At 71.7% G+C, this 19,064-nt stretch carries 13 protein-coding genes; 9 read left to right on the top strand and 4 right to left on the bottom strand.

Going from position 1 to position 19,064, the window contains the following annotated elements:
- Nucleotides 1-156: 156 nt before the first annotated feature.
- The gene (locus ACWCXX_RS12150; RefSeq protein ID WP_451126241.1) at nt 157-1,743 is read right to left on the bottom strand and encodes a S8 family serine peptidase; all 1,587 of its coding nucleotides are present in this window, start codon (nt 1,741-1,743) and stop codon (nt 157-159) included.
- Between the two features lie 220 nt (nt 1,744-1,963).
- On the opposite strand from ACWCXX_RS12150, the gene ACWCXX_RS12155 reads away from it, so the two are divergent.
- Together ACWCXX_RS12155 and ACWCXX_RS12160 are read left to right on the top strand one after the other, a co-directional pair.
- A complete protein-coding gene (locus tag ACWCXX_RS12155) occupies nt 1,964-3,073 on the top strand; it encodes a threonine synthase (protein WP_451126242.1) in 1,110 nt (369 codons plus the stop codon).
- Between the two features lie 257 nt (nt 3,074-3,330).
- Nucleotides 3,331-5,994 carry a discoidin domain-containing protein gene (locus ACWCXX_RS12160; RefSeq protein ID WP_451126243.1) on the top strand — a complete coding sequence of 888 codons (2,664 nt, stop codon included), beginning with the start codon at nt 3,331-3,333 and terminating at the stop codon, nt 5,992-5,994.
- Between the two features lie 142 nt (nt 5,995-6,136).
- Here ACWCXX_RS12160 and ACWCXX_RS12165 read toward each other — a convergent pair whose 3' ends face one another.
- On the bottom strand, nt 6,137-7,024 hold the full coding sequence (locus ACWCXX_RS12165) for a peptidoglycan recognition protein family protein (protein WP_451126244.1): 888 nt from the start codon (nt 7,022-7,024) through the stop codon (nt 6,137-6,139).
- Nucleotides 7,025-7,112: 88 nt separating this feature from the next.
- Entirely contained in the window at nt 7,113-7,283 is a 171-nt protein-coding gene (locus ACWCXX_RS12170; RefSeq protein WP_451126245.1) for a hypothetical protein, read from the bottom strand.
- A 37-nt stretch (nt 7,284-7,320) separates the two neighbouring features.
- Between ACWCXX_RS12170 and ACWCXX_RS12175 the strand changes: the two genes are divergently transcribed.
- From ACWCXX_RS12175 to ACWCXX_RS12185, 3 genes are all read left to right on the top strand, one after another.
- Nucleotides 7,321-8,874: an alpha/beta fold hydrolase gene (locus tag ACWCXX_RS12175; protein WP_451126246.1), complete on the top strand. Its 1,554-nt coding sequence runs from the start codon at nt 7,321-7,323 to the stop codon at nt 8,872-8,874.
- A 124-nt stretch (nt 8,875-8,998) separates the two neighbouring features.
- Nucleotides 8,999-9,802 carry a class I SAM-dependent methyltransferase gene (locus ACWCXX_RS12180; protein ID WP_451126247.1) on the top strand — a complete coding sequence of 268 codons (804 nt, stop codon included), beginning with the start codon at nt 8,999-9,001 and terminating at the stop codon, nt 9,800-9,802.
- 79 nt (nt 9,803-9,881) lie between these two features.
- Nucleotides 9,882-11,045, top strand: a complete 1,164-nt coding sequence (locus ACWCXX_RS12185; protein ID WP_451126248.1) for a hypothetical protein — start codon at nt 9,882-9,884, stop codon at nt 11,043-11,045.
- Between the two features lie 131 nt (nt 11,046-11,176).
- On the opposite strand, the gene ACWCXX_RS12190 is transcribed toward ACWCXX_RS12185, so the two are convergent.
- Nucleotides 11,177-12,595: an ATP-binding protein gene (locus tag ACWCXX_RS12190; RefSeq protein WP_451126249.1), complete on the bottom strand. Its 1,419-nt coding sequence runs from the start codon at nt 12,593-12,595 to the stop codon at nt 11,177-11,179.
- Nucleotides 12,596-13,215: 620 nt separating this feature from the next.
- On the opposite strand from ACWCXX_RS12190, the gene ACWCXX_RS12195 reads away from it, so the two are divergent.
- From ACWCXX_RS12195 to ACWCXX_RS12210, 4 genes are all read left to right on the top strand, one after another.
- Nucleotides 13,216-14,460, top strand: coding sequence for a helix-turn-helix domain-containing protein (locus ACWCXX_RS12195; RefSeq protein WP_451126250.1), 1,245 nt, complete (start codon nt 13,216-13,218; stop codon nt 14,458-14,460).
- A 317-nt stretch (nt 14,461-14,777) separates the two neighbouring features.
- Nucleotides 14,778-15,569, top strand: a complete 792-nt coding sequence (locus ACWCXX_RS12200) for a TIR domain-containing protein (protein WP_451126251.1) — start codon at nt 14,778-14,780, stop codon at nt 15,567-15,569.
- Nucleotides 15,566-17,542, top strand: a complete 1,977-nt coding sequence (locus ACWCXX_RS12205) for a hypothetical protein (protein WP_451126252.1) — start codon at nt 15,566-15,568, stop codon at nt 17,540-17,542. Before ACWCXX_RS12200 ends, ACWCXX_RS12205 begins: the two co-directional genes overlap by 4 nt.
- Complete coding sequence (locus ACWCXX_RS12210) at nt 17,539-18,867, top strand: hypothetical protein (RefSeq protein WP_451126253.1); 1,329 nt, start codon at nt 17,539-17,541, stop codon at nt 18,865-18,867. Before ACWCXX_RS12205 ends, ACWCXX_RS12210 begins: the two co-directional genes overlap by 4 nt.
- The last annotated feature ends 197 nt before the right edge of the window (nt 18,868-19,064 follow it).

A 19,064-nucleotide genomic window follows, 5' to 3' on the forward strand; every position in this document is an offset into this window, starting at 1 on the left:
CTTTTCCCCCCCCCGTCCCTCCCCCCCCCCGTTTCCCCACACCCCCCCCCCCGTCCCCCACCCGGGCGGCCGGGCCCCCCCCGGGGCGGAAGGGGGGGGGGGGGGGGGGCCCCCCCCCCCCCCCCGCCCGGTCGGTGGGTCACCGACGGTCAGTCATCAGAACTGCAGGTACCAGGAGTTGATCTTCCCGGTGTCGCCCCACCAGTTGTCCTTGACGCGCAGCTTCCAGGTGCCGTCGGCCGTCTCGGACGAGGCGTCCACCGTGTACGTCTTCTTCACGTCGTCGGCGCTGCCGCCCTCGCCGAGCGCCTTGAGGTTGTAGACCGAACCGTCGGGCGCGACCAGGTCGATCGTCAGGTCACCGCTGTAGGTGTGCGAGATGTCCACGGCCACGCTCAGCGAGGCGGGCGCCTTGCCGGTGACGCCGGAGACGGTGATCGGCGACTCGACGGTGGCGTAGTCCCCGATGGAGTAGCTCGTCGTGTTCTCGAACTTCTTGCCGCCCGGCGGGGTGGTCGAGCCGCTGCCGACGTTCAGCAGACGGTTCGGCGAACCCGTTCCCGGGCTGGTCACCACACCGCTGCTGGCCGCGGCGACCAGTCCGGCGGAGACCTGGGCCGGGGTCTCGCCCGGGTGGTCCGCCAGGTAGAGGGCCGCGGCACCGGCGACGTGCGGGCTCGCCATCGAGGTGCCGGAGATGGTGTTGGTGGCGCTGTCGCTGGTGTTCCAGGTCGAGGTGATCGACGAACCCGGCGCGAAGATGTCCAGCGTGCTGCCGTAGTTGGAGAAGCTGGAACGGGCGTCGGTGTTGGTCGTGGAGCCGACCGTGATGGCCTCGGCGACCCGCGCCGGGGACTTCGTGGAGGCGTCGGTCGACTCGTTGCCCGCGGCCACCGCGTAGGTCACGCCGGAGGCGATGGACTTGCGCACGGCTTCGTCGAGCACGGGGTCAGCCCCGCCGCCCAGGCTCATGTTGGCGACGGCCGGCTTGACGGCGTTGGCCGTCACCCAGTCGATGCCCGCGACGACCTGCTCGGTCGTGCCGGAGCCGTTGTTGTCGAGGACCCGGACGGCGACGATCTTCGCCTTCTTGGCGACACCGTACGAGGTGCCGGCGACGGTGCCCGCCACGTGGGTGCCGTGGCCGTGACCGTCCTGCGCGGTGTTGTCGTTGTCGATCGCGTCGTAACCGTTCGAGGCCCGGCCGCCGAAGTCACTGTGGGAGATCCGCACACCGGTGTCGATGATGTACGCGGTGACACCCTCGCCCGCCTTGTCGGGGTAGGTGTAACTCTGGTTCAGCGGAAGGGACTTCTGGTCGAGCCGGTCGAGGCCCCAGGAGGGCGGCGAGGGCTGGGTGCCGGTCACCTTGAAGGTCCGGTTCTGCACCACGGACTCGACGGCCGGGTCGGCGGCGAGCCGCTTCGCCTGCTTCTCCGAGAGCTCCACCGCGTAGCCGTTGACTGCGGAACGGTAGGTCCTCTTGATCTTGGCGCCGTACTCCTTGGCCACGGCCCGGCCCTTCGCGGTGCCCGCGTCGGCCGCCGACTCGTCGAGCGTGACGATGTAGCTGCCGCTGATGGTGCCCGGGGCGCCCGCGTTCTGGATCAGCCCCTCCGCCGGCTGATCCGAGGCCGAGGCGGGGAACACCGCGGCGCTGGAGAGTGCGAGAGCCGCACCGGCTATGACACTCGCCGCGGCGAGTCTTCGGCGGGCGTGGGGGGTGTGACGCGTCACTGACATGTGGGGGGTCCTCCTCGATCACGACGCATGGGTGGGGGGTTGAACATGCCGTTCAGGACGGAACAGGCGCCGTTAAGCATGGGCATGACAATCAGCTGTCAAGAGACCCGTGCTTGCCCACGGCCCTGCCGACAGCGAAAGATTGACCGATTCTTGGGAATCACACAAGGGTGCGGTGGGGCGGGCCACACCATCGGCATTCCGCCGTCACACTCCTGACATGCTGTCGGCCATGCCCACCTACCTCTGCCCGCAGGACGGCACCCGGGCCGACACCACCGCTCTCACCTGGTGTTGTCCCGTCTGCCGCGGCCCCTGGGACCTCGATTTCGAACCCTCCGCCACCCTCTCTCCCAACTCCCTGGAGGGGCGCGTCAATTCACTGTGGCGTTACGAGGAGGTGCTGCCGCTCGACTCGCCCGCGACCACGCTCGGCGAGGGCCGCACCCCGCTCGTCCCGCTCACCGGGACCGTCTCGGCCAAGCTCGACTTCCTGATGCCGACGCTGTCCTTCAAGGACCGCGGTGCGGTGATGCTCGCCGAGCTGGCCCGTCGGCTGTCGCCCGAGCGCGTGGTCGCGGACAGCAGCGGCAACGCGGGCACCTCCGTCGCCGCGTACTGCGCGCGGGCCTCGCTCCCCTGCACGGTGTACGTCCCCGGGGGCACGTCCCCGAAGAAGACCGAGCAGATCCGGGCCCACGGCGCCCGGCTGGAGATCGTCCCCGGCGACCGCGAGGCCACCGCGCTGGCGGCCCGTGCCGCCGCCGACGCCCCCGGCACCTTCTATGCCTCGCACGTCTTCAACCCGTACTTCCTGCACGGCACGAAGACGTACGTGTACGAGCTGTGGGAGGACCTCGGCGGCCGGCTCCCGGACGCCATCGCCGTACCGGTCGGCAACGGCACCCTTCTGCTCGGCGCGGCCCTGGCCACCGCCGAACTCCACGCCCGGGGGCTGATCGAGAGGCGCCCGGCGCTGATCGCCGTGCAGGCCGAGGCCGTGTCGCCGCTGGCCGCCGCGTTCCGCGCGGGCGCGGCGGAACTGCCCGACGCCCCGCCCGGCCCCCTCTCCCCCACCCTCGCCGAGGGCATCGCCATCCCCCGGCCGCCGCGCGCCCGCGCCATCCTGGCCGCGGTGCGCGAATCGGGCGGCACCTTCCTCACGGTGACCGAGGACCAGATCCGCGAGGCGCAGCGGGACCTGGCCGCGCGCGGCTTCTACGTGGAGACGACGGGCGTCGCCTGCTGGGCCGCGGTCGGCGGCTGGACGGACCGGAGCGTCGTCGTACCGCTGTGCGGCGCGGGCCTCAAGACGGGTCTCGCGAACTGACCCGACGGATCGCGGCGCCGGGGGCGGGGACGGGGAGCAGGAGGTGCCGGGGAGCAGGAGAGCAGGGAGCGCCCCGGGGGCCGGTGCTCCTGGGAGCGGGGCATGCCCGAAGCAGGGTGTGCCCGGAGTGGGGTGTGCCCCGGGCGCACTGCGGCTCCTGCCGCACGCCCCTCCCCGCCCCGGCCCGCCCCGGCCCGTCGGCCGTTCGCCCGCGTGCCGTGCGCCACCGCGCGGGCCGCGTTTCCTACCTTCGTACGGTGAGCCTCTCGCGCATCCGTCTCCTCACGTCCCTTTCCCCCCTGGCCGCGAGCACTCTGGTCGCGTGCACCCTGGCCGCACCGTCGGCACCCGCGGCGCACGCGTCGCCGCCCTTGGCCGCCACGGCCTGCGGGCGGGACACCGACCCCGCCTGGGCACCGGCCTCCACCCGGTTCGGGGAGACGGCCGGTTACGACCCCTACGTCGGCAACGGCTACCTGGGCCACCGGGTCCCCGCCAGGGGCGCCGGCTACGCCTCCTCCGGCGAGCGGACCGGCTGGCCGCTGTTCACCCCGCGCTACGACGGCGCCTTCGTCTCCGGCCTGTTCGGGCGCGAGAAGGACCTGGCCGAGGGCCGCGAGGTGATCGCCGCGCTGCCGAGCTGGACGACCCTGGACGTACGCGTCGGCGACGAGACCTACGGCACCGGCACGCCCCCGGGCCGGATCTCGCACTACCGGCAGACGCTCTTCCTGCGCTGCGGCCTGGTGCGCACGTCACTGCGCTGGACCACGGCCGACGGGCGCGCGACGGACCTGACGTACGAGGTGCTCGCCGACCGTTCCGACGTGCACACGGGCGCGGTGCGGCTGCGCATGACACCGCGCTGGAGCGGCACCGCGACCGTCACCGGCCGCCTCGACCCGCGGGGCGCCCGCCGGATCGCCCTGGACGACGACGGCACGTTCCGCACCCTGGGCACCGGGACCGCGGGCGCGATCGTCCAGACCCTGCGCACCGGAAAGCCGGACCCCCGAGGCTCCGACGCGCCGGCCCCGGACGCCGGCACCGGCACCCCGGTCGCGGCGCGCAGTACGCACCGGGTGCGCGCCGGGCACACGTACACCTTCGAGAAGTACGTCGGGGTCGACACCGCGCTCACCTCGCCCACCCCGCGCGCCTCCGCCCGCGAGGCGTCCCGGCGCGCGGCCCGGCGCGGCTGGGCCGGGGTCCTCGCGGCGAACGCCGAGGCCTGGCGGCGGGTCTGGGCGGCCGACGTCCTGGTGCCGGGCCGTCCCGAGCTGCAGAAGTGGCTGCGGTCCGCCCAGTACGGGCTGGCCACCGCCACCCGCGCCGGTTCCCGCGACAGCATCGCACCGGCCGGTCTGACCAGCGACAACTACGCGGGCCTGGTGTTCTGGGACGCCGAGATCTGGATGTATCCGGGGCTGCTCGTCACCCGCCCCGAACTGGCCCGCCCGGTCGTCGAGTACCGCTACCGCACCCGTGGGGCCGCCCGTGCCAACGCCCGGGAGCTGGGCTACCAGGGCCTGTTCTATCCGTGGACGAGCGCGGGCCGGGGCGATCTCCGGTCCGAGTGCCAGAGCTGGGACCCGCCGCACTGCCTCACCCAGAACCACCTCCAGGGCGACATCTCGCTCGCCGTCTGGCAGTACTACCTGGCGACCGGGGACCGGGCCTGGCTGGCGGGGCACGGCTGGCCGCTGCTCAGCGGGATCGCCGACTTCTGGGTCTCCCGGGCCACCGGCAACGCGGACGGCAGCTACTCGGTGCGGAACGTCGCGGGGCCCGACGAGTACAGCAACGGCGTCACCGACGGCGTCTTCACCAACGCCGTCGCGGCCACCGCCCTGCGCAACGCCACCCGGGCGGCGCGCCTGCTCGGACACCCCGCACCGGCCGCATGGCAGCGGGTCGCGGACGGGCTGCGCATCCCGTACGACGCCAAGCGGAAGATCTTCCTCCAGTACGCGGGCTACAACGACTCGACGATCAAGCAGGCGGACACGGTGCTGCTGATGTACCCGCTGGAATGGCCGATGGAGCCGGGCGCCGCCGCGGCCACGCTCGACCACTACGCGGCGCTCACGGACCCGGACGGCCCTGCGATGACCGACTCGGTGCACGCGATCGGCGCGGCTGCGATCGGTGAGCCGGGCTGCGCGACGTACACCTATCTCCAGCGCGCCGTCCGCCCGTTCACGCGCGGCCCGTACGCCCTGTTCAGCGAGGCCCGGGGCACGAAGGCGGGCTCCCAGGACCCGCTGGCCGGCTTCCCCGCCGACGACTTCCTGACCGGGAAGGGCGGCTTCCTCCAGGTCTTCACGCACGGCCTGACCGGGCTGCGGCTGCGGGAGGACGGCGTGCGCCTCGATCCGATGCTGCCGCCGCAGCTGGGCCGGGGCGTCACCCTGACGGGCCTGCGCCACCGGGACCGTACGTACGACATCGCGATCGGGCCCCGTACGACGACGGTGCGGCTGACCTCCGGCGCCCCCTTCACCGTCCACTCCCCCGCTGGCCCGCGCACCCTCGACCGCACGCTCACCCTCCCCACCCGCCGCCCCGACCTCGCCCGGACCGCCGACGCGGCCCGTTGCCGCCCGGCCACGGCCACCTCGGAGGCCCCCGGTCTGTACGCGGTGGCCGCGGTGGACGGCAGCCCGGTCACGGCCTGGTCCCCGAACGGCGCGACGGGCGCGCTGACGGTGGACCTGGGGCGGGCGGACGCACTGGCCTCGATCACGCCGCGGTGGGCGGACGTGCACCCCTCCTCGTACCTCCTGGAGGTCTCGGCGGACGGCGTCCTCTGGCAGCCGTACCGGGCGGGGGCGGTGGCCCGGCTGGTACGGCTGACGGTCACGTCCGACGACGCGGAGAAACCCGTGGGCGTAGCGGAGTTGCGCGTCACCCGGCGATGACCGCCGGAGCGGACGCGGGGAGGTCAGCCGCGGGCGCGGAGCCTGTTGCCGAAGCCGTGGTACGGGCCGAGCAGCACTCCTCCCGGCGGGAGTGCCCTTGGGGCCTTCGGGAAAAGATCGGAACAAATTGCCCGATGCCCCGTCAATGCGCGTTGTCGTAAAGACTTCCCAGGCCCACCGGCAGACGGACCCCGGCGGGTGCGCGCCGGGACCGGCTCTGGAGTTCGGCGGCGGCCTTCCGGATCGCGGGGAGCCGCGCGGACAGCGCCTCTCCCGGGCAGTTGGTGGCGAAGCCGTCCCGGTGGCCGGAGATGGCGTCGAAGACCGCCGAAGTGCCCTTGGGGTAGCGGCTCTTGTCGTTCGTGGACGTGAGCCGCACCTTGCCCCTCGGGTCGACGCCGCCGAGGCCGAGCTTCCAGGCGGCGAGGGCCGCGATCGCCCGTTCCATGGCCGCCGGCACGGGCGTCCCCGCCCCGAAGGTGCCGATCGCCGCGATGCCGGTGGTGCCCTGGTTGAACCCGATGGTGTGGGAGCCGACGACGGCCCGCTCGGCACCGCCCGCCCGGCCCTCGTAGACGGTGCCGCACCTGTCGACGAGGAAGTTGTAGCCGAGATCCCCCCAACTCCGGTCCCGGGTCTGGCCCGTGTACAGATTGCGCAGGGTGCGGGGGACGTCCGCGCAGTCGTAGCCGTTGGGCGTGTCGGTGTGGTGCACGAAGACCGCCGACACCCCTCCCGCGTAGTGGGCGTGGGCGTCGCGCCGGGTCTCGTCGGCCCGCCACCGGCCGCGCGACACGATCGCGGGGCGGGGCGCGCCGCGGGCCAGGGAGACCGAGGTCGCCCCGAGGGCCGGGAACGACGGTGCGGAACCGACGGCCGGTCCGGGGACGGCGGCGGGCGCCCGTACGGAACGGGCGATTCCCGGAGCCGTCTCGTCTACGGCACCGGCCGCCGGCCCCCCGGCCGGCGCCACTATGAGGGGAATGGCCATCGGCCCCGTGACCCACAGCGCTATTCGATGGAAACGCACAGGGAAACCTTCTTCGTCTTCGCCGAGAGCACGGCGGGAGCGCTTACGCCCACAGCCTCGCGGCGGCCCGCCCCCGGCGCGCGCCGGGTTAGTGCAGGCGGGCGAGCACAGCGACGACGGCGACGACCCGTTTGGCGTACCACGAGTCGGGCGTGCCGGCCACGGGGCCGTGCCGACCGTGCTCGGGGTGGTGCATGTGGGGGGTGTGGGGGCGCGCGGGCGGCCGGAGCCCCTTGTTACGTTCCCACCATGTGCTCATGGAGGCACCGTCATACAGGACCGGAACAGTCACGCGCATGAACCCGAGCCCGCACGTGAACCCGATACCGAACCCACCCCCGTCCCCGTCCCCGTCCCCGAGGCGCCGGGTACTTCCCGCGCTCCTTCTCCTCGCCCTGTCCGCCTCCTCCTTCGCCGGCACCGCTCCGACCACTCCGGCCGCCCATGACAAGGCGGTCGCCCGGAAGGCTTCCGGCGCCACCACCCCCGTACCGCCGATCAGTTGGGGCACGTGTCCCGCGGCCGAACCGCCCTACCCCGACCCCAGCCCGCGGGCGCAGTGCGCGACGGTGAAGGTCCCACTGGACTGGTCGAAGCCGAAGGGCCCGAAGATCGGCATCTTCGTCGCCCGCCACCGGGCCACCGACCCCGCACGGCGGATCGGCGTCCTGATGTCGAACCCGGGCGGCCCCGGGGCGTCGGGGGCCGACGACGCGCTGTACGCGGACGACCCCATCGGCGGCTACACCCCGGCCATGCTCCGGCGCTTCGACATGATCGGCTTCGACCCGCGCGGCATCGGCCGCAGCAGCGGCGCCGTCTGCGACGAGACGATCACCGAATCGATCCCGGCCCGCCCCCGCGACGCGGCCGAGTTCGGGCGGCTGCGCACCCTGAACGGCCGACTGGCGGACAGCTGCCTGAAGCGGACGGGGCCGCTCGCCGCCCACATGGACGGCGAGAGCGTGGCCCGGGACATGGACGCGATCCGGGCCGCCCTCGGCGAGCGCCGGATCAGCTTCATCGGCCACTCCTACGGCACCTTCCTCGGCGAACGGTACGCACGTCTGTTCCCCGGCAGGCTCCGCGCGCTGGCCCTGGACAGCGCGATGGACCCGGACCGGCCGAACGCCGAGCGCTACCTCACCGACGGCAGCGTCACCATCGACAACGCCCTGAAGCGGCTCGCGGCCTGGTGCGAGAAGGACACGGCCTGCGCGCTCAGGGGCAAGGCCCTGGTCGCCGTCACCGACGAGCTGTTCGCCCGCGCCGACGCGGGCACGCTCCGTGATCCGGGCCCGAACGGCCCGACGCGCACCGAAGTGGGCGCCGACCAGCTGTCCGACTTCCTGACCTTCGCCCTCGGCAAGGGAGACCGGGAGGAAACGGCGAAGCAACTGGCCGCCCTGTACACCGGCCGGGGCGAGGTCGGCTGGATCCCCGCCGACGTCGGCACCGACATCGCCTCGCGGCTCGTGCTGTGCCGGGACTACGACTTCCGGATCCGCGACCACGCCCAGTACCGGGCCATCCTCAAGCGGGTCGCCAAGGCCGCCCCGCACGTCCGCCACAACGCCCAGTCGCTGGACATCGTCCTCGGCTGCCAGGGCTGGACCATGCCGCCCGAGCCCGGTCCCACCCGGGCGAAGGGCCCCCTTCCGCCCGTCCTCGTGGTCAACGCCACCCACGACCTGGCGACCCCTCTGCCCGGCGCGCGCCGCATGGCACGCTCCTTCCCGAAGGCGACCCTGTTCACGATGGACGTCGTGGGCCACTGGCTGTACTGCAGGGGCGGGACGGAGAAGGCGATGCGAGTGATCGACGCCTACCTCACCGCCCCGAAGGGCTGACCGAAACACTGCCCCGGAGGAACACGGAGTGGAGCGAGGGGACATCCCGAAGCCCCTCGCTCCACTCCCCCTTCCCGCTCCTGCTCCCCCTCCCCACTCCGTCCCCGTCTGCCAGAATCGCCGCATGGCCGAACACAACACCGACCGCGGCTATCTCCTGGACAACAGCCAGTCCGAGGCGGGCGTCCGCTTCGGGGCCCTGGCGGAGCTGTTCGACCCGGTGACGTTCCGGCACGTCGACGAGTTGGGGATCGGCCCCGGCATGCGGTGCTGGGAGGTCGGCGCCGGCGGCCCCTCCGTACCCCTCGGCCTGGCGGAACGGGTCGGCCCGACCGGGACGGTGGTCGCCACCGACATCGACGTGTCCTGGACCCGCGACATCGCCGACGACGTGATCGAGGTGCTGTCCCACGACGTGGCGGCCGACCCGCCACCGCCCGGCGGCTTCGACCTCGTGCACGCCCGGCTGGTCCTGGTGCACCTCACCGACCGCGCCGAGGCCCTGCGCCGCATGGTCCGGGCCCTGCGCCCCGGCGGAGCGCTGCTGCTGGAGGACGCCGACCCCGCGCTGCAGCCGCTGCTGTGCCCGGACGAGTCGGGCCCCGAACAACGCCTCGCCAACCGCCTGCGGTCCGGCTTCCGCACCCTGATGGCAGCACGCGGCGCGGACCTCGCGTACGGCCGGACCCTCCCCGGGGTGCTGCGCGAGGCCGGCCTGGAAGACGTACGGGCCGACGCCTACTTCCCGATCACCTCCCCGGCCTGCACCGTGCTGGAGGCCGCGACGGTACGCCAGATCCGCCACCGCCTGGTCGCGGAGGGCCTCGCCACCGACGAGGAGATCGACCGCCACCTGACGAACGTCGTAACGGGCCGACTCGACCTGGCCACCGCCCCCTTGATCTCCGCCTGGGGCCGCCGTCCGTAGCGCGGAGGGCCGGACGGAGCCGGCGCGGTCGCAGGCCGTCCGGCGCCCCGCTGTCAGTGGTGGCTGCTTCCATGGCGCCATGAGCACCGTGCACGAAATCGCCGCCCGCCTCCCCGACCCCGCCGAGCTCCGCGCCCATCTGCGCGCGTTGGCCGTTCTGGACGCCACGATCGGCGACGATCCGCGCTTCTGCTGCTACACCTTCGACCCGGCCTGGGGCGCTGGTGAAGAGGCAGCCCTGATGGAGAACGGCTCGGGAGACGACTTCTCCGTCCTTTTCACCCCGGCCGGCGTGCTCATACGCGGCTTCGACCACGAGTCGGAAATGAGCCCGTACGGGACGGACGACGAGCAGGTCTGGCCCGGCGTCATCGACGAAGTACCCACCGCACTGAGCCCTCTCCTGGACGAACCCGCCTTCCGCGAGGAGGGGATCGACGCCCCTCGCGTCACCGCCTGCCTGTGGCGGGAGACCGGCGACACGGCCTGGCGCACCGGCTCGGCCATCGCCTTTCCGCCGGGCAGCGAGGACCCGGACGGCTCCGGCTTCCTCTTCCGCCTCCTCGCCGACCGCTCCCCCGAGGCCGTCCGGGCCCACTTCGAGGACTACTACGAACGCCCCGTTCCCCTCGACGCCGTCCGTCACGTCCTGGCCGGACTCCCCCTCACTCCCGCGATCACCGCGGCCCTCGCCCCGGCCGCTCTCTCGGACGCCGCTCTGCTCCGCAGGATCACCGCACATCCCGCGGTCGCCTCCTACCTGGCCTGCGACGGCGAGTTCGACCTCGCCCGCACCGACCCGATCGAGTCGATCGCCCTGCCCAACGGCCTGCCGGTGGAGCCCGTCGCCGGCTGCAACGCCGGTGGCACCCACTACCTCTGCGGCCCAGCCGCCCCCGGCGGCCCCCGGCCCGTCCTCTACATCGACTCCGAGGGCCAGGCGTCCTTGATCGCCGAGTCCCTGGCCGAGGCCCTGACCCTCGCCATCGTCCTCCCGTCCTGGCACGACGCCCTGGCCGGCTTCCGCCCGCCCGCCCTCAACGCCGACTACCTCGACGACCACCCGGACCACCCCGACGTCCGCGACCGACTGCTCGCCGCCCTCCGGCTCCCCCCGGCCACCGAGCAGGAAGTCCTGACCCGCCTCCTCACCACTGCCGCCCGCACCGTCCCCGACGGCTTCCTCCCGCACGCCTCCGACGAGAAGGAGGGGGGCTCCTCCTTCGAACCGATGCTCAGGTGACCACGCGTCAGCAGGTTCGGCGCCCATCCGGCACGGGAACCGGCAAGGGGCCGAGGTCCGAGGGACTTCTCCGCAACATCTGCGGCCTGATCGCGCTCACCAACTCCCGTACCTCACCTGCAATCAGCCACTCACAGCGGCCAAGCGGTCAGCAAATCGCCGGGGCCGTAGGCGGCATCGGGGCCCGGAGAGTCGATGCCGCTGCGCGAGACCGCCACGACTGGAACGGATTCGTCGGTGAGGGCGGCCCGATGCCGATGAAGAGCTGCCAGGTCGTGCCGGTCGAAGGGTGACTGCTCCAGCCACTTGATGGAACCGAGGAAGAGCAGCTCCTTGGCAATGGGGGCGCGGTCCGCACCAACGATGTCGATCTCGACGTCGTTGGTGCGGGTCCAGTAGCCGCCCACTGCGGGGGCTGAGGGGAGCTGGTCGTCGGGCAGTATCCGGGCGAGCGCCTCACGGATGAGCGGCTCGATCGCCCGGCCGCGCCAGCTGGTCCAGTTCTCCCGGATCCGCGCCAAGGTCAAATCACCCCGCCCCCGCTCGATCTCCTCCATGGAGGAGCCGAGCAGGTGCAGCCAAAACCGCAGGTAGGGATCTGTCACCCGGTAGCGGCGATCCTTCGACGGGCGCAGCGATACGGGCAGCTCCGCAGCGACGATCCGCTTGTCCGTGAGCAGTTCCAACGCTCGCTGCAGCGGCGTGGCCCCGATTCCGCCGGCCGCACGGGCGATGTTGGTGAAGGTCCGCTCGCCACTGCCGATAGCCGCCAGCACCGTACGCGCCTGAGCCTGCGGGGGAAATTCGGCAGCCAGCGAGCGCTCGGCCGACACCAGCAGGGCCGAGACCGGGTCGCTCAGCGCCTCACCGAGGAAGTCCCACAGTCCTGCGCCCCGCGGCCACTCCGCGCAGATCAGCGGTAGCCCGCCGGTGACCAGCGCGGCGTCGAAGGCTTCCGCCGGATCCAGCCCGAGCATCCTCCCCACCTCAGCGGGGTTCAGCGGTCCCAGTACCATCTCCCGGCCTCGCTGATGGAAGGGTCGTCCGTAGCTGTTCAGAGCCTCCATCATCGACAGGTCAGAGCCGATGAGGACCAGCAGCACAGGCTTGGTCTCCAGCACCCGATCCCAGGCACGCTGCAGCATCCCTTCAAAGGCGCCATCAGCATCCATCAGGTACGGCACTTCGTCGATGACCAGCACGCTCACCCGGTCGGCGGGCAGCACCGCAGCCAGCACATCGAACGCGACATCCCAGCTCTCCGGCCGCGCGTTGGCCACCAGCCCCGCCAGCGGCAGCGTCGACGCCTGGGCGTCCCGGGCCAGCCGTGCCAGATCGTCCCTGGGGGACGCACCGGTCGCCGCGTAGAACAAGAACGGGGCTCCGGAACGCTCCGCAAACCGCTCGACCAGTCGTGACTTGCCCACCCGTCGCCGCCCACGCAACATCAGGCACCGCCCGGGCCGCTCCCCGCCAACCCCTGCTGCCACCTTCTGCAGCTCTCGCTCCAGCGTCGCCAGCTCCTGGCGACGACCTACAAAGTCCACCACGTCTACCGACCTCCATCCATGACACTAACGACGATGTTAGTAACATAAACGTTAGTAGACGATCTCGCGGACTGTCGCCCATGATCACGGGACGTGACCCTGCCCTTCGAGGACTGTGCGACACCAGGACGGTCGCGGAAAGCAGGGGCCAAGGCCGGCACTCCGAATGGGCGCGACGTCATCGGCAGCCGATCGCCCACAGCCTCCGCCCGCCGCGGCTCGACCACCTCGACAGTCTCGACCCGGCCACGCCGTCGCCACCCATCGGCACATCTCCCTTGATCAGGAATTGCACCGAACGATTCACGACCCCCTCCACATCGCGATCGACAGAGCCTCACCTCCTGCCATTCTCGATCGCTTTGTCCCGATCACGGTCGACTCCGATCACGGCAAGGATCAGGCGGGGGCAACAGAGAACGGAAGAGGCAACGGGCAACCCCGTCGAACCCCGATTCCCGAGGCGCGTCTCGTGTCAAACTCACTCTCGGATGCGAAGCGAAACGAACCCGTCACGGCGAGTGTTCGCCGTCGGTCTTCGCGTCGACCAGTGAACGTCGAACGAAAGTTCCCGCAAGGGTGCACGGCTCTCGCGGTCGCTGTTCAAGGGGAGGTTAGTAATGAGTACAGCTTTATGTTTTGGCCCGGAGCTTCGCCGTTTACGACAGGAAGCGGGACTGACTCTGACCGAGTTCTCCGTGGCACTCAACTACGACAAGGGACATCTCAGCAAGGTCGAGCGCGGGGAGCGTTCCGCATCCCGCGAACTGGCCCGGCGGTGCGACGCGTTCCTCGGCGCGGACGGCAAGCTGCAGCGCCTGGTCGTCCGTCCCGAGACCGACTCGGACCCCGTCGAAACCTCCAGCCCTCCGAGCCCCTGGCTCGTGGGGCGCCGGGCACTCCTCTCGGCCGGCACGGGGGCGCTGATCGACCTCGGCCTGAAACTCGGCGGTCAGGTGTCCTCTGCCACCAGCCCCCTCCTTCCCTCCTTCCGCGCGCAGTTCGACCTGCTACGAAAGCTCGGCCAGTCCACCGCACCGAAGGTCCTGCTTCCCCTGCTGGAGACGCAGACGCGCACGGTCGTCAGGCTGGCCGCCGATGCCCCGTCCGCCACTCGGGCCCCCATGCTCCTGCTCGCGTCGCGGTTCGCGGAGTTCACCGGCTGGATGGCCCAGGAGGCCGGGGACAGCAACGCGGCACTCGGCTGGACCCATGAGGCCGCCGAACTGGCGCGCGCCGGCGGCGATCCGCACCTCGGTTCCTACGCGCTCGTGCGACGCGCCCTGGTCACTCTTTACGGCGGGGACGCAGCAGGCACTGTCGCTCTGGCCCGCCGGGCCCAGAGCGTCGGGCTTCCGCCGCGCATCTGGGGACTCGCAGCCCAGCGGGAGGCGCAGGGGCACGCGCTCGTCGGCGACGAACGCGACTGTCTCCGCAGCCTCGACAAGGCGCGGGAACTGCTCGACAGCAACGACGCCCGCAGCGGCGCCGAACCCGTGATCGGCACCACTCACGTGAGCGATCCGGCGGCCATGACGACCGGCTGGTGCCTGTACGACCTCGGTCGCCCCAAGGCCGCCGCCGAGATCCTCGACCAGGAGTGCCTGCGGCTCCCGCCGCACGCGCTGCGCACTCGCGCCCGGTACGGCTTCCGCAGGTCCCTGGCCCACGCCGCCTCCGGAGAGGTCGAGCACGCGTGCACGATCGCCGGGGAGCTCCTGGGGGTGATGCCGACCGTGCCCTCGGCGACGGTGAACAGCGACATCCGGCATCTCGCGCGGGAACTCTCCCGGTTCCGGAGCAGTCAGGCCGTACGCGATCTGCAACCGGCACTGGCGCGGGTACTCGCCCCCGCGCACGACTGATACCACCTCCACAACCGCCACCGGCTCGAGCCGCCCGGCTCGCCGGCCCACCCGGTCCCTCCGGATCTCACAATCCCTGGCGGGGCCCCCTGATCCCCGCCCAACGCGTCGCACCGGCCCCCGACTTCTTCGGGCTGCCCACGATCAGTGACGCGCCGGGCGAGGCGTCTCCACCTGTACGCCCTCCCGTGGACGCCCCATGCCGTCACACGGTCGGGACCTCATGGTCCGGACGGGCCTGAGCCTCGGCGCGACGGTCCACAACCCCCGCGCTCGTACCCGTTCACGCCCGGCTTCCTCTCACGAAGGGAACCTTCATGTCCGATGTCTTCGTCAACTACCGCACAGGCGACGAGGAATCCGCAGCGACCATGATCGCTCGGGAGCTCACCCGGCGCTTCGGCCGCGAGCGGATCTTCTTCGCCAGCGACTCGATCGAGCCCGGACACCGCTTCCCGGCGGAACTGATCAGGGCGGCGGCGGAGTGCGAGGCGCTCCTCGCCGTGATCGGGCCGCGCTGGGCGGAGGTGCTGGGGGCCGATGGCCGCCCCGCTCTCGAAGCCGAGCAGGACTGGACCCGTCGTGAGATCCGGACCGCGCTCGACCGCGGGACCCTGGTGATCCCCGTGCTCGTCGGAAAGGCCACGCGGATCGACCGCACCGTCCTTCCGGACGATCTGCGGGAGCTGGCGGACTGCCAGTACAGGCGGTTCGACCACCGCAACTCGGAGTCGGACCTGACGGCGCTCGGCGACGCCCTCGCCCGACTGCTGCCCGAACTGGGCGCGACGGACAGCGACGCCCGCGCAGCGCGGGAGCGGGCGGAGGCGAAGTCCCGCAAGAAGTCGGCCAAGAACGCCGGAGACACCAGGATGCGGACGCGCGACGTCAAACAGCGTGTGCGCGGCATCGGAAATCTCAACGGAGACCTGTCCGGCACCTTCGTCAACGAGCCGCAAGGCCCCGTGAACACTGGTCAGGGCCCCCAATACAACGCTCCCCACTTCCAGGGCGACAACACCGGGGTCCAGTTCACGGCGGGCGACAACAGCGGTACGGTCCACCAGCGCTTCGAGCGCGAGCGTCGGCGCTCGGACGACGGACGATGACCGGGCAGAACCGTGTCACCGTCAACGATCCGCGTGGCCCGGTGAACAACGGCGTGGGGCCCCAGTACGTCTTCTACGGCGTCGGCGCGGATTGGATGATCCGCAAAGGGGTCGAGCCCCTCCGGATCGTCCGCGAGGACCGGGTGCGCCTGGCCGACCGGTTCGCTCCGCCGGTGGGCTACCGCGTCGCCGCCGACCGTCTGGAGAAGCCCGGATCGGTGGTGCTGCTGAAGGCTCCGCCCGGCAGCGGCCGCCGCGCCGCAGCGATCATGCTGCTGCACGGGCTCGGTGAGAACGGGGACGCCGACGAGGAGGGGATCCGGTTCGAGGAACTTCCTGCCACGGACAAGGACGAGGACCCTCTCGGCCCCGGCGAGGGGGACCGCTTCCTCCTCGACCTCTCCGGAATCGCGGACGAGGAGGCGTACGCCAAGGCCCAGCGCCTCCTGGCCGTGCGCCGGTCGCAGGTCCAGGAGGCGGGGGCCCATATGGTCGTCATCCTGCCGTCGGGCATGGAGCACGCCCACGCACCGGACTTCGAACCGGACACCGTGACGCTGGGGCGCCCCCGGGGCGTCGCCGTCGTCACCCGGTACCTCCGCATGGACCGGCTGGCCTTCCGCTCGGCAGACCTGGGGAGCGCCGACTTCCAGCGCCTGTGCGACCGCTCCCCCATGCGGGAACTGGTGCGGCTCGCGGGGCTGGTGAGGGCCGCTCGCGACAGCGGCCGGTTCGGCGCCGACTTCGCGGAATGGCTCGACCAGGCGATGCACGCGGTGACCGACCGTGCCGGTGAGGTGGGCCGGCAAGTGACCACGGTCCGCACCGCGCCCGAGCGGGCCCTGCTGCTCGCGACGGCGGTGTTCGAGGGGGCCCGCGCCGACACCGTCTACGAGGCGTGGCACGGCTTGATGAGGACGGTGGGGCACGAGGAAGAGGCGACGACCGAGCTCGCGCGAACGGATTTCGGGGAGCGATTGGCGGCGCTCGGGATCGAGCGGGAACCGGACGGACGGCTCCTCTTCAGGCGGCTGGCCTATGCCGACGCGGTACGGACGTACTTCTGGGCGAACTTCCCCGGGACGCGCGACGGCCTCAAGGACTGGATCGGCCATGCCGCCGGGCTCCGCGGTCTGACCACCGACGATCGGGTGAACGTCGTCGTCCGCTTCGGCGAGCGGTCCCTGGCTACCGGACGGCCCGACCACCTCTTCGATCTTGTGGTCCGCTGGGCGGACGGCGCGACCGGGGCATCCTGCGACCCGCGAGCCGTGGCGGCCCTCGAACTCGGCCTCAGCCACGAAAGATTCGGGAGCTGGTTCCGCAAGCGAATGTACAAGTGCGCGAGCTCCGGCCCCGTGTCGGACGGTCTCGTCCGCGTCCTGACCGCCGTCTGTTTCCAGAGCCTCAGCACGACACACCCGGAGCAGGCGGTGGTGCGGCTCCACCACCTCGCCGTGCGGAAGGGGGAGGCGGCGCGCGAGGCCCAGGAGGCACTTCTCGACCTCGTCGCCCGCGACCGTCGGCTCCACCGGCGGCTGATCGACCGCCTGCGGAACCGGACGCATCGGGATTCGCGCGAGGCGGAACCTCATCTCCGGCTGCTCACGGAGTTGTTGAGGAGCGACCGGGTGCCGGACCCGCCTTCCTGGCCGAACCTGTTCCTGGGCTGGGAGGCGGTTTTCTCCCAGCCGCCGACGGAGCTCTGGAACCCACTGGTGAGCAGCTGGCTGAACGCCGTGGCGGGCGACAGTACGGGGGAGATGGCGCTGGACGTGATGGTCAGAGCGACACACGGCCGCACGACCGCTCTCCACCGTCTCTACACCATCGCCTGCACCTGGGCGGGGCCTGCGCGCCACCCGTCCCGGGCGGCCGTCGCCGCTCTCTTCTGGCAACACATCGACCACGCGCAGTATGCCCGCACGGAGCGTGCAGGTACCGGACCACGGACCACGGAAGAGGCACGATGAAACACCGCTTTTCCAGCCCGCTGTTCGTCGCTCTCTGCGGCCTCGCACCGGCTGTGCTCGGAAACCTCCTGCACTGGTCGGCATGGCTGTGGGGCTTCATGTCCATGGTCACGGCCTCGGGCTCCCTGCTGCTGGTGTTAACGAACCTCAGCAGTGGCCGTGCGTCGACCGATCCGTACGAGCCCGGAGAACCTGAGCCGCCCGCGGCGCCGACAGAGCAGCCGTACCAGGAGACGCGGGTGATCGACGCGGCGCTACCGAGCGCGGCGGACGGCTACGACTTCCTCTTCTCCGCCACCGTGTGGTGGAGGCCGGTCCCCGACCGTGCCGACTGGTCCGACGGCGCCTCCCCGGCCCTCGCCGTGTCCTCGGTCGTCAGCCGGGCCCTGGAGATCGTCCGCCGCGAGGAGCCCGGCCGGGCGAGCTTCGCGCGGTATCTCCTGGAGGGAGAGTTGGGCGCCCCGCTCCCGGACCGGAGCGGACGGGTGAAGGCTCTGGCAGCCGATGTGACGCTGACCCTCGCCCCCGCCGACCGCGAGCGCCTGCGGAAGTTGAACGACCTTCGCAAGGACGAGGAGATCTGGGAGTACGAGCGTCAGCACGAACGCAACAAGCGGCGCTACCTCGGTGACGACGTGCTGGAGAGCACGGGCAGCGCGGTGGTGTGGTGGCTGGCCCGTCACGAGAACGAGATCGAGAAGGCGGTCGACATGATCGGCCCGCTCGCCCAGATCGCGGCGGCGGCCAAGAACGAGGAGGTGCCCGAGATCTTCCGGCACCTGCTCGTCCCGCCCGTGGGTGCGCGAAGTGAGGCTGCCTCCGGAGGCCCTCTGTGGGACGGAGACAGCCAGGGAGGAGGGATGTTCGACCGCGAGGAGGAAGTAGGGGTTACGGATCGGCTGCTCCTGTTGCTGGCGGCGGTGGGCCTGAAGCCGGACATGGACGAGTACACAGTGCTCGTTCACCGCGTGATTCGGAGTTTGGAAGCGACCGGGCTGAATGAGGCTGCCGAAGAGATCAAGCGGACCTTTTTCCCAACGCCCGAGGATGGTTGGGGCGAGGGGCCGGAGGATGGACCTTCGGGTGAGGGGGACACCACAGGGCCCTGGTCGCCGGACTTCCCTGGTCCTGAGGACTCTCCGTTCACCAATGCGGGTGCGTTCACGCCGGGGTCCGCGGAGAGCGGCACGGGCGAATGGAACCAACGCCGCCAGGAGACGAGCGAGGATGGCATGACACCTCCGCACCTCTGGGACACCTCGCACAGCCCGCGCCGGCCCGCCGCACCTCACGCACCGGACGAGGACAACGAGGACGGGAACTGACCTGGTAGACGGCTGGCGCTCCGAGGCTCCCCCTCACCGCACACTGTGGCGGGGGAGCTCTTTCCTCCCCCGATCCCTGGGCAAGACCATCACTCACTGGGACGCTGCCCCGGGCAAAGACCGGAAGGAGGAGGGAGCGGGAGGCGAACGAACTCAAGACACCGTGGTGGGCTGTCACGGCGACCGAGATCTATCCG

Source organism: Streptomyces sp. NPDC001732, from assembly GCF_053596315.1.